Raw genomic sequence first — 12,111 nt, forward strand, 5'->3', positions numbered from 1 at the left:
GCGACTACAGCGCGCTGTGGAAGGTGCGGCCGATCACGTCGAGCTGCTGCTGGCGGGTGAGGCGCACGAAGTTGACCGCGTAGCCGCTGACGCGGATGGTCAGCTGGGGGTAGTTCTCCGGATGCTCCATGGCGTCCAGCAGGGTCTCGCGGCTCAGGACGTTGACGTTCATGTGGAAGCCGCGGCAAGTGGTGTAGCCGTCGAGCACGCCGACCAGGTTGGCGATCCGCTCCTCCTGGGTGCGGCCGAGCCCCCCGGGGGTGACCGTGTTGGTGAGGGAGATGCCGTCCTCGGCCTGCTCGTAGGGGAGCTTGGCCACGGACAGGGCCGCGGCGACGAAGCCGTGGTGGTCGCGTCCGTTCATCGGGTTGGCGCCGGGCGAGAACGGTTCGCCGGCCTTGCGGCCGTCCGGGGTCGCGCCGGTCTTCTTGCCGTAGACGACGTTGGAGGTGATGGTCAGCACGGACTGGGTGTGTTCGGCGCCGCGGTAGGTGGGGTGCTTGCGCACCTTGTCCATGAAGTCCTCGACCAGCCGCACCGCGATGACGTCGGCCCGGTCGTCGTTGTTGCCGTACGCCGGGTACTCGCCCTCGACGAGGTAGTCGACGGCGAGGCCGGTGTCGTCGCGCACCGGGTGGACGGTCGCGTGCTTGATGGCGGAGAGCGAGTCGGCCGCCACAGCGAGGCCGGCGATGCCGCAGGCCAGGGTGCGCCGGACGTCGCGGTCATGGAGGGCCATCTCCAGACGCTCGTAGGCGTACTTGTCGTGCATGTAGTGGATGACGTCCAGCGCGTGGACGTAGGTGGCGGCCAGCCAGTCGAGCTGCTGGTCGAACTTGGCGAGCACCTCCTCGTAGTCGAGGACGTCGCTGGTGATCGGAGCGGTGGCCGGGCCGACCTGGGTGCCGGAGACCTCGTCCCGGCCGCCGTTGATCGCGTAGAGGAGGGTCTTGGCGAGGTTGACCCGGGCGCCGAAGAACTGCATCTGTTTGCCGACCCGCATCGCGGACACGCAGCAGGCGATGGCGGTGTCGTCGCCGAGGCGCGGGCGCATCAGCTCGTCCGACTCGTACTGGATGCTGGAGGTGTCGATCGACACCTTGGCGCAGAACTCCTTGAAGCCAAGAGAGAGTCGTGGTGACCAGAACACGGTCAGGTTGGGCTCGGGAGCGGGGCCGAGGTTGTAGAGGGTCTGGAGATAGCGGAAGGAGGTACGCGTCACCAGTGGGCGCCCGTCCTCTCCTATCCCGCCGATGGACTCGGTGACCCAGGTCGGGTCGCCGGAGAACAGCTCGTCGTACTCCGGGGTGCGCAGGAAGCGCACGATCCGCAGCTTGATGACGAAGTCGTCGATCAGCTCCTGCGCCTGCTCCTCGGTCAACTTGCCTGCATCGAGGTCCCGTTGCAGGTAGATGTCGAGGAAAGTGGAGGTGCGGCCGAGCGACATCGCGGCGCCGTTCTGCTCCTTCACGGCGGCCAGGTAGGCGAAGTAGAGCCACTGGACCGCCTCGCGGGCCGTCGTCGCGGGGCCGGAGAGGTCGTGGCCGTAGCCCGCTGCCATCTGCTTCAGCTCGCCGAGTGCCCTGATCTGTTCGGCGAGTTCCTCACGCTCCCGGATGGTCTCCTCCAGCCGCGCCGGATCGTGCGGCAAGACGTCCAGTTCGGCCTTCTCGGCCCGCTTCACCTCGATCAGCCGGTTCACGCCGTACAGCGGCACCCGGCGGTAGTCGCCGATGATCCGGCCGCGGCCGTAGGCGTCGGGCAGTCCGGTGATGACGCCGGCCTTGCGGGCGGCGAGGATCTCGGACGTGTAGGCGTCGAAGACGCCGGCGTTGTGGGTCTTGCGGTACTCGGTGAACACCTTCTCCAGCTGCGGGTCGACGGGGTAGCCGTAGGTCTTCAACGCTCCGGCGACCATCCGCCAGCCGCCGTAGGGCATGACCGCCCGCTTGAGCGGGGCGTCGGTCTGCAGCCCAACGATCAGCTCCCGCTCTCGGTCGATGTATCCGGGCGCGTGCGCGGTGATTCCGGCGGGCACGTCGTGGGCGACGTCGTACACGCCCTTGGCGCGTTCCTCGGGGAAGCGGTCGGTGATCAGCTTCCACACCGCGAGGGTTCGTTCGGTGGGGCCGGCCAAGAAGGATGCGTCCGCCTGGTAGGGGGTGTAGTTGTGCTGGATGAAGTCGCGCAGGTCGATCGTTTCGCGCCACCGGTCGCCCTGGAATCCGTGCCAGGCGGTCACAGTCCCGTGCTGCTGTGTGGTCATGGTCGGTCTGTCCTTCTCGCTCGGGTGGTGGTGCTCAGGACCGGTCGCCGTAGTAGGCCTGGCGCATCAGCTGTTGCATGTCGGTGAGCAGGGGCATCCGGGGGTTGGCCGGGGCGCACTGGTCCTCGTAGGCGTTCATCGCCTGCTGCGGCAGGGCGGCCAGGAAGGCCGTCTCGTCGACGCCGGCCTCCTTGAAGGAGCGCGGGATGCCGACCCGGTCGCGCAGGTCCTCGATGGCGGCGGCCAGGGACTCGACGCCCTGCTCGGGGGTGTCGGCGGGCACGCCGAGCATCCGGGCGATGGCCTGGTAGCGCTCGGGTGCCACGTAACTGCGGTACTTGGGCCAGCTGGTGACCTTGGCCGGGGCCGTACCGTTGTAGCGGATGACGTGGGGCAGCAGCAGGCCGTTGGCGCGGCCGTGGGCGACGTGGAAGGTGGCGCCCAGGGTGTGTGCCATGGCGTGCACGACGCCGAGGAAGGCGGAGCCGAAGGCCATGCCGGCGATGGTGCCGGCGTTGTGCATCTTCTCCCGCGCGAGCGGGTTGCCCGGGCCGTCAGTGACGGCCCGTTCGAGGTTGTCGAAGATCAGCCGGATGCCCTGGAGGGCCAGGCCGTCGGTGAAGTCGTTGGCGTAGACGGAGACGTAGGTCTCGATGCAGTGCGTCAGCGCGTCGAAGCCGGTGTCGGCGGTGACGTCCTTGGGCAGGTGGGTGGTCAGCGCGGGGTCGACGATGGCCACACTCGGGGTGAGGGCGTAGTCGGCCAGCGGGTACTTCTGGCCGGTGGCGGTGTCGGTGATCACCGCGAACGGGGTGACCTCGGCTCCGGTGCCGGAGGTCGTCGGAATGCACACCAGCTTCGCCTTCTCGCCCAGGTCGGGGAACGTGAAGGCGCGCTTGCGGATGTCGAAGAACTTCTCCTTCAGGTCCGCGAACTCGACCTCCGGGTGCTCGTACATCAGCCACATCACCTTGGCGGCGTCCATCGGTGAGCCGCCGCCGAGCGCCACGATGGTGTCGGGCCGGAAGCCGCGCATCAGCTCGGCGCCCTTGCGAACGGTGTCGATGCTCGGGTTGGGCTCGACGAAGTCGACGACCCGGACCTCGACGGGCTCGCGGCGGCGGTCCAGGACGTTGCGGATCCGCTCCAGGTGGCCGATCTCCACCATCGTCCGGTCGGTGACGACCACGACACGGTGGGCGTTCGGCATGCTGGCCAGGTACTTGACGCTGTTGCGCTCGAAGTAGATCTTCGGCGGCACCTTGAACCACTGCATGTTGGTGTTGCGCCGCCCGATCCGCTTGATGTTCAGCAGGTTCGGTGCCGAGACGTTCCCGGCCACCGAGTTGTGGCCGTAGGAGCCGCAGCCCAGCGTCAGTGAGGGGGTGAAGGCGTTGTAGACGTCGCCGATGCCGCCCTGCGAGCTGGGCGCGTTCCAGATGATCCGGCAGGCCTTGACCGCATGCCCGAACTCCTCGACGAACGCCGCGTCCTCGGTGTGCACCGCCGCCGAGTGCCCGAGCCCGTTGAACTCCACCATGGCCGCTGCCAGTTCGACGCCCTCGCGGCGTGAGGCGGCGGTCAGCACCGCCAGCACCGGGCACAGCTTCTCCCGGGTCAGCGGCTCGGCCGGCCCGACCCGCTCGACGTCCACCAGGATCACCGAGGTGTCGGCCGGCACCTCGAACCCGGCCGCCGCCGCGATCTCGGGGGCGCTTCGGCCCACCGCGTCGGCGTTCAGCCGCTCGCCCGCGCAGGAGGAGCCCCCGTCATCGGCGGGAAACAGGTGCCGCTCCAGCAGCACCTTCTCCTCGGCGCTCGCGTGGTGCGCCTTCAGCATGTGGAACTCGGCAAGCGCGGCGTCGCGGATCTCCGCGTCCAGGATGACGACCTGCTCGGAGGCGCAGATCATGCCGTTGTCGAAGGTCTTGGACAATACGATGTCGTTCACCGCCCGCTTGAGGTCGGCGGTCTTCTCCACATAGGCGGGGACGTTGCCGGCGCCGACGCCGAGGGCCGGCTTGCCGCAGGAGTACGCGGCGCGGACCATCGCGTTGCCGCCCGTCGCCAGGATGGTGGCCACGTCCGGGTGGTTCATCAGGGACCGGGTGGCCGCCATCGACGGCTCCTCGATCCACTGGATGCAGGACGGCGGCGCCCCGGCGGCCACTGCCGCCTCCCGTACGATCCGGGCCGCTTCCGCGGAGCAGTGCTGGGCGGCGGGGTGGAAGGCGAACACGATCGGGTTGCGGGTCTTGAGCGCCAGCAGGCACTTGAAGATCGTGGTGGAGGTCGGATTCGTGACCGGTGTGATGCCGGCGACCACACCGACCGGCTCGGCGATCTCCACGATCCCGTCGATCTCGTCCCGGCGCACCACACCGACGGTCTTCGTGCGGGCCATCACGTGGGTGACGTTCTCGCAGGCGAAGACGTTCTTGACGGCCTTGTCCTCGAACAGGCCGCGCCCGGTCTCCTCCACCGCGAGAGCGGCGAGGCCGGTGTGCCGGGCCAGCGCGGCCAGCGACGCCTTCTTGACGATGTGGTCGACCTGCTCCTGGGTGAAGTCGGCGTACTCCCGAAGGGCCGTCAGTGCGTCGGCGACCAGGGCGTCGACGGTGGTGGTGCTGGCCGGGGCGGGAGGGGCCGGTTCCTCGGGCTGCGGGCGGCGGGGCATGGCGGGACCACCTTTCGGTTCTTCCTGCGGGGTTCCTGCGCTGGCGGGAGTCGCTCGCGCTTGCACCTACAGCCTCCCTGGGCGGCGCCGCGCGGGGAGGCGGCCGTTGGGGTATGCCTACGGGCCGAAGGTCCCTCGTCCACGGGATGCCGGGGTCAGCACGCCCCGGGGCGGACGCGACGGTGGCCGTGGCAGGACCTGGGATCGGTCCTGCCACGGCCACCGTCGCGTTGTCGGTCAGTCGTGCGGTACCACCGCGACCGGGCTGTGCGTGTGGTGCGGTACCGCGTTGGCCACGGCTCCCAGCCCGGGCACGGCCGGCCGGATCAGCGGGGTCCGCCGGCCCACCACTACCAACGAAGCGCTGCGGGATGCCTCCACCAGTGCCTTCCCGGCCGGCCAGCCGGTCACCTCGCCCTCGACGCGTACCTCGGGGTGCTTCTCCCGCCAGGGTGCCAGCGCATCCTGGAGCCGGACCAGCGCAGCCGCCGCCAGGGCATCCGTGATCTGCGGGGGGTCTATCGGGGCAGCCGGCAGGTACCGCCCGGTTGGCAGGTGCCGCCTCTCCATCGCCCGCAGCTTCGCTCCCCGTTCGGCGGCCTGCTCGGCGCTGCGTCCTTGGCCGGCCCCCGCCGCTGCCGGACCTTCCCCGGCGTGCACGATCCGCAACGGCAGGCGGTGGCTTCGTGCGGCGAGGAAGGCGAAGAGCAGCGCCGCCTCGGCAGGTCGGCGGGCGTCCAGCCCCACCACCACCTGCTCACGCGGATGCGCGCCCGGGCGGTCCACCGGGAGCACCACCGTGGGACAACTGGCCCGGGCTGCGATGTGCAGCGCGGTGGAGCCGACCCGAAGCTCCGGGAAACCGCCGCTGCCGCGCGCCCCGAGCACCAGCAGCTCGGCGTCCTCCCCCGCAGCGACCAACGCAGAGGTGGCGACATCGTGGACCTCGTCGGTGTGCACCACCACCTGCGGGTGCCGTACCGCGAGGACGTGCCGGACCTCGTGGAGCAGATCACCGTTGGGCCGGGTCGGCCGGCTCCAGCTGGGGAGCAAGTGCGGCATCAGGGGCTGGGCTTGCAGGACGCGCAGCGGACGGTCGCGCAGCAGTGCCTCGCGTGCGGCCCAGTCGGCGGCCGCCAGGCTGGCTTCCGAGCCGTCGACCCCGACGGCGACGGGCAGGTCCATGGTGTTGGTCTCCTTCGGGTGGAGCGCCTTTCGGCCTGGGTCAGCTGCCCGGCTGCCAGTCGGTGATCTCGGGCAGGTCGGTGCCGTGTTCGCGGATCCAGTCGTGGTGGCGCAGGCGCTGGTCGGCCATCTGCTGACGCAGGGCGGCGGCGCGGACGGCGAGGCTCGGGACGCGGTCGATGACGTCCATGACCAGTCGGTAGCGGTCGAGGTCGTTGCGGACCACCATGTCGAAGGGCGTGGTGGTGGTTCCGGACTCCTTGTAGCCGCGCACGTGCAGGTGCGGGTGGACGGTGCGGCGGTAGGCGAGGCGGTGGATCAGCCACGGGTAGCCGTGGTAGGCGAAGACCACCGGCTTGTCCCGGGTGAACAGGGCGTCGAACTCGGCGTCGGGCATGCCGTGCGGGTGCTCCCCGGCGGGCATCAGCCGGGCCAGGTCGACCACGTTCACCACGCGCACCCGCAGCTTGGGCAGGTGCCGGCGCAGCAGCTCCGCGGCGGCGATCACCTCCTGGGTCGGCACGTCACCCGCGCAGGCGAGCACGACGTCCGGCTCACCCGTGCCGTCGTCGGTGCCGGCCCACTCCCAGATGCCCGCCCCGCGTGCGCAGTGCGCTCGCGCCTGGTCCAGGGTGAGCCAGTCGAAGCAGGGCTGCTTGCCGGCCACCACCACGTTGACGTAGTCGCGGCTGCGCAGGACATGGTCGGCGACCGCGAGCAGGGTGTTGGCATCCGGCGGGAAGTAGACCCGCACGGCCTCGGGGCTCTTGTTGAGGACGTGGTCGACGAAGCCCGGGTCCTGGTGGGAGAAGCCGTTGTGGTCCTGGCGCCAGACGTGCGAGGTGAGCAGGTAGTTGAGCGAGGCGATCGGTGCGCGCCAAGGAATCCGCCGGGTGGTGCGCAGCCACTTGATGTGCTGGTTGACCATCGAGTCGACGATGTGGACGAACGCCTCGTAGCAGGAGAACAGCCCGTGGCGGCCGGTCAGCAGGTAGCCCTCCAGCCAGCCCTGGCAGGTGTGTTCGGAGAGGATCTCCATCACCCGGCCGTCGTGGGCGAGGTGTTCGTCGGTGTCCAGCACCTGGGCCTGCCATGCCTTGCCGGTGGCGGAGTAGACGGCCTGGAGGCGGTTGGAGGCGGTCTCGTCCGGTCCGACGATCCGGAAGTCGCGACGCTCGGCGGTGTCCGCCATCACCTGTTCGAGCAGGTCTCCGAGGACCCGGGTGGGCTCGTGCAGGGTGGCACCGGGCTTGCCTACCGGGACCGCGTACCGGTCCAGCTCCGGCAGCGGCAGGTCGCGCAGCAGCAGGCCGCCGTTGGCGTGCGGGTTCGCCCCGAGCCGGCACTCGCCCGGCGGGACGCAGGCGAGGACCTGCCCGGTGGGGCGGCCGTGTTCGTCGAAGAGCTCCTCGGGCCGGTAGGAGCGCAGCCAGGCCTCCAGCTGGGCGAGGTGCGCCGGATTGTCGCGGACCTGGTCCAATGGCACCTGGTGGGCACGCCAGGTACCCTCCACCGGTACGCCGTCCACCGCGGCCGGGCCGGTCCACCCCTTGGGCGTGCGCAGCACGATCACCGGCCAGTCGGGCCGGTCGGTGGCGCCGTCCCGGCGCGCGGCGCGCTGGATGGCTGCGATCCGGTTGACCGCGCTGTCCATGGCGGCGGCCATCGCCCGGTGGACGGTCGACGGGTCGTCGCCGGTGACGTACAGCGGATCGTGTCCGTAGCCGCGCAGCAGGGCGTCCAGCTCGTCCGCGGGGACACGGGCGAGCACCGCGGGGTTCGCGATCTTGTACCCGTTGAGGTGCAGGATCGGCAGCACGGCACCGTCGTGCACCGGATCGAGGAACTTGTTGCCGTGCCAGGAGGCGGCCAGCGGCCCGGTCTCCGCCTCGCCGTCGCCGATCACGCAGGCGACGAGCAGACCGGGGTTGTCCAGCGCCGCGCCGTAGGCGTGCGAGAGGCCGTAGCCCAGCTCGCCGCCCTCGTGGATCGAGCCGGGCGTCTCGGGCGCCACATGGCTGGGGACCCCGCCGGGGAAGGAGAACTGCCGGAACAGCTTCGCCATGCCTTCGGCGTCCCGGGTGATGTCCGGGTAGGTCTCGGTGTAGCTGCCCTCCAGCCAGGAGTTGGCCAGCACCGCCGGGCCGCCGTGGCCCGGACCCCAGACACAAACGGCCTCCAGGTCGCGCTGCCGGATCACCCGGTTCAGATGGGTGTGCACAAGGTTCAGCCCGGGCGAAGTGCCCCAGTGGCCGAGCAGGCGCGGCTTGATGTGCTCGGAACGCAGCGGCTCGCGCAGCAGCGGGTTGCCCATCAAGTAGATCTGACCGGCCGCCAGGTAGTTGGCGGCACGCCAGTGGGCATCGAGTGCCCCCAGCTCGTCCTCGGACAGATCTACGGGCGTCGAAGCGGCGGTCACGGACATGACTGCGGTCTCCTCGGGGATCGGTCGGCTGGTCCAGCCGCTGGTGGCAGGCTGTGCCCATAGTCACGCTTCGCAGCCGTCCGGGTACAGGGCCGATCGGACCACACCGCGCTGCACGGCACCGGGACCCGTGACTCAGGAGGACGTCGTCCTTACCGTCGAGCACTCCGTACGCGGCGCCATGCACGCCCTCTACAGCGGCTCGGCCTCGACCTGCCCGTCCCGCCCGCGGTCCACCACGCCCTTGCCGAACCCGCCACAGCCCTGCGGGCCCTGCGAACCGCCTTCGGCTGAAGGCCAGGGCAGAGCCGGCGCCCGGTGCGGGACCTTCGGGCCGTTCACCGGGCGCCGGTCGGCCCTGGCCGGGAAACCCGGGCCCGCGAAGACTTGCCCGACACGATCACCGAACCCCGGCTCATCCCGGAGAGGACATCTCATGACCGATCACCTGCTCGCCGCCATCGACGGCTCGGTGGAAGGCATCGCCGCCGCCCGCTGGGCAGCCGACGAAGCCACCCGCTACGGCCTGCCGCTGCGCCTGGTCCACGCCCAGACCTGGCTCGACGGCCTCCACGCCGACTCGGGCCAGCCCACCGACGTCCGCGCCCTCACCACGCGCATGCTCGCCGACGCCAAGCGAGCGGTGGAGGACACGCATCCTGGCCTGGAGATCCGCGCCGAGTCGATCGGGGGCGGCGAGCCCGTCGAGGTGCTGGTCGACGCGGCCTCCGGCGCCCGCATGCTGGCCCTCGGTTCCCGCGGGCTCGGCGGCTTCGGCGGACTCATGGTCGGCTCCATCGGCCTGGCCGTCACCGCCCGCAGCGAGGTCCCGACCGTGCTGGTCCGCTCCGGCGGGACCGACTGCCGCCCAGGGCCCGACGGACCCGAGGTCGTCCTCGGCGTAGACACCCGCGACGCCGCCGCAGACGTCATCGACTTCGCGTTCCGTGCGGCCGCGCGGCGCGGGGCGGTGCTGCGCGCTGTGCACGGCTGGACGCCGCCGCCGGTCTGGGGCTATGCCGGCTGGGCGGCTCCACAGCCCGAGGCCGAGCAGTTCCGGGCGATCGAGGACGAACTCCTCACGCTGGCGATGACCGGCTGGCAGGAGAAGTACCCCGGTGTCACGGTGATCCAGGACAGTCGGACCGGCAGCGGCGCCGCGGCGCTCGTCGACGTCGGCGCTGGCGCGGACCTCGTCGTGGTGGGCCGCCGACGCCGCCCGCACCACCACGCCGGCCTGCGGCTCGGGCCGACCGCCCACGCCGTCCTCCACCACGCACAGGCACCGGTCGCCGTCGTCCCGCACGACTGACCCACCCACCGCGTCGAGGGTGGTGGACCCCGGCACGCCAGGCGTCCACCGCCCTCTTCGCGCGCCCCGGCTCACGCGTCGAACCTCCGGCCGAGTTCGCCGGACCCGGCGCCTGGCGCGAGCTGCCCGGATCGGCGCCGATCGTGGGCGGACACCCGGCATCGGCGCTCACTGCGCCTGGGACTCCGGACAGGTGGTCCGTCGTCCGGTAGGACGGCTGCCGCGCCATCCGATCGAACTCTCGCCTTCCGTGCCGGCGTCCGGCGGACACCGGCTGAGCTGCCTGCCGGAGTACTAGCGGGCGTCGGCGATCACTGCCGGGGTGGCACCGAGCCACCAGGTGGGGTTGGCGGTGCCGTCGGTGGTGCGGCCGTCACTGTGGACGTAGTGCCGCACGTCGCGGCCCGGCTCGGCGTACTCGCCGTTCAGGGCGCGCTCGACCCATTCGGCGCCGAACCGGAAGACCTCGGCGGCGATGCCGCCCAGCGGGTGGAACTCGTTCTCGTAGACGCGCATCTCCTTGGGGGCACGGACCCGCTCGTAGTTGGCCAGCGCCTGCTCCAGCACGGTGAGTTCGTCGAACTCGCCGATGCCGTACACGACCGGGCAGGTAATCTCCCGGACCAGGTCGCCCAGCGGCATCCGGGCGACCAACTCGGTGTCGAAGGCGTCCTCGTCGGTGTAGCCGGCCATGAACATGTAGTTGTTCTTGAAGGTGGGCTGGGCGCGCTCGAAGATGGTGGTGAAGTCGCCGGTGACGGCTTCGAAGGCGGCCAGCGCGGCGAGGCGGTGGTCGGTGGCGGCGGCGCGGGAGCCCCAGTAGCCGCTCATCGAGATGCCGAACATGCCGATCCGGGCCGCGTCGACCTCCGGCAGCGAGGCCAGGTGGTCGATGTAGCGGCTGATGGCGCGCTCGTAGTTGGTGAGGTCGACGGTCAGCCCGTTGGCCCGGCTCTCGCCCTGGCCGGGGCCCTCGATGGACAGTGCCACGATGCCGCGAGAGGTGTAGTACCGCTCCGCCGCGTAGATGTAGTCCTCCTTGATCATGTTCATCCCCGGGCCGAGGATCACCGCGGGGGCGTTCCTGACGTCTCCGGCCGGCAGGTGGAGGAGGGCGAAGATCTGCTTGCCCTCGAAGTCGAGGACGACGCGTCGTACCCGATTGTCACGCAGTACGCCCAAGTGCTCGACGCAGTGATTGGCGTGCTCGCGGAAGGCGAGCTTGCGCGGGTCGTTGGCGTCGAAGATCGAGTACTGGGCGCGGCCCCACATCACCGCGGCGCGCACGTAGAGGTCGGCGGCGGTCTGGGCGAAGCCGCCGCGCTCGTGGTGGGCGGCGCGCTCCTCGGCCTGCCCAGCGATGGTGGCCCAGGCCTTGGGGAGCATCACGCCGCTCCGCACCAGGTCGAAGACCTTGTCGAAGTCGGTGTGGTCGTGGCCGAGTTGCTCCAGGGTGCCCTTCGCCTGGGGGTGCAGGGCGTCGAAGCCGCCCTGGGCGAGGGCGATGTCCAGGGCCCAGCTCTGGCCGGTGGATCGTACGGTCATGACAGACGTCCTCACGTGAAGGGGGTGCCAGGTGTTCCGTTCGGCAACACCTAAGTACTTAATCAATAAGTACTTAGGCTAAGCTGGATGTCAACCCGCCCACCGATCAGCGACACGGAGACCCTCCGATGCCCGATCCAACCCGCGACGCTGCCCTCGACCGGCTCGCCCGCGCCGCCTACAGCCTCAGCGCCGCCGACTCCCGCCTGCGCGGACGCGCCACCCGCACCCCGGGCGCCCTCTCCCTCACCCACGCGCGAGCGCTACGCGTCCTGGCCGACACCGGCCCGCTGCCGATCGGCCGGCTGGCCGCCGCCACCGAGACCACCGGCGCGGCCACCACCCAACTGGTCAACGGCCTCGCCGCGGCCGGCTACGTCACCCGTGAACGCCCCGCGGACGACAAGAGGTCCGTCCTGGTCACCCTCACCGACACCGGCCGACGCCGCCACCACGAACGCCAGACCGCCCTGGCCCAGGCACTCGACGCCGCACTCGCACGCCACGAAACCACCGCCCTGGACACCGCGACCGACGTCCTGCGGCAACTCGCCGCCATCTACGACCAGCTCTGAGCGGGCGCCTGGTCCGGTGGACCTTCCGTCCGGGCCCGCGTCCCCACCGTGCACCCGGGCCACCACGACCCGTACGTCCTGGCCCAGGCCCTGCAGACCATGCGCCGACGCTGACCTCCGCGACCA

7 protein-coding genes are annotated in these 12,111 nt (G+C 70.9%); 2 read left to right on the top strand and 5 right to left on the bottom strand.

Translation table 11 applies throughout. The features are described from left to right. Positions 1-4 precede the first annotated feature (4 nt). The 4 genes from pflB to ACZ34W_RS24490 all read right to left on the bottom strand — a co-directional run bounded on the left by pflB (position 5) and on the right by ACZ34W_RS24490 (position 8,553). On the bottom strand, positions 5-2,266 hold the full coding sequence (gene pflB, locus ACZ34W_RS24475) for a formate C-acetyltransferase (RefSeq protein WP_465607064.1): 2,262 nt from the start codon (positions 2,264-2,266) through the stop codon (positions 5-7). Positions 2,267-2,300: 34 nt separating this feature from the next. Then, positions 2,301-4,943 (bottom strand): bifunctional acetaldehyde-CoA/alcohol dehydrogenase, encoded by a 2,643-nt coding sequence (gene adhE / locus ACZ34W_RS24480; protein WP_465607066.1) that lies wholly within the window; start codon positions 4,941-4,943, stop codon positions 2,301-2,303. A 237-nt stretch (positions 4,944-5,180) separates the two neighbouring features. Beyond that, positions 5,181-6,128, bottom strand: a complete 948-nt coding sequence (locus ACZ34W_RS24485) for a universal stress protein (RefSeq protein ID WP_465607068.1) — start codon at positions 6,126-6,128, stop codon at positions 5,181-5,183. 40 nt (positions 6,129-6,168) lie between these two features. After that, the gene (locus ACZ34W_RS24490; RefSeq protein WP_465607070.1) at positions 6,169-8,553 is read right to left on the bottom strand and encodes a phosphoketolase family protein; all 2,385 of its coding nucleotides are present in this window, start codon (positions 8,551-8,553) and stop codon (positions 6,169-6,171) included. 436 nt (positions 8,554-8,989) lie between these two features. Here ACZ34W_RS24490 and ACZ34W_RS24495 point away from each other — a divergent pair, with 436 nt between their 5' ends. After that, the gene (locus tag ACZ34W_RS24495) at positions 8,990-9,865 is read left to right on the top strand and encodes a universal stress protein (RefSeq protein WP_465607072.1); all 876 of its coding nucleotides are present in this window, start codon (positions 8,990-8,992) and stop codon (positions 9,863-9,865) included. A gap of 294 nt (positions 9,866-10,159) precedes the next feature. Here the strand turns inward: ACZ34W_RS24495 and ACZ34W_RS24500 are convergent, their stop codons facing one another. Continuing rightward, positions 10,160-11,410: an alpha/beta hydrolase gene (locus ACZ34W_RS24500; protein ID WP_465607074.1), complete on the bottom strand. Its 1,251-nt coding sequence runs from the start codon at positions 11,408-11,410 to the stop codon at positions 10,160-10,162. 128 nt (positions 11,411-11,538) lie between these two features. On the opposite strand from ACZ34W_RS24500, the gene ACZ34W_RS24505 reads away from it, so the two are divergent. Further along, the gene (locus tag ACZ34W_RS24505) at positions 11,539-11,985 is read left to right on the top strand and encodes a MarR family winged helix-turn-helix transcriptional regulator (protein WP_465607076.1); all 447 of its coding nucleotides are present in this window, start codon (positions 11,539-11,541) and stop codon (positions 11,983-11,985) included. Positions 11,986-12,111: the final 126 nt, after the last annotated feature.

Source organism: Kitasatospora sp. NPDC022856 (assembly GCF_055561235.1).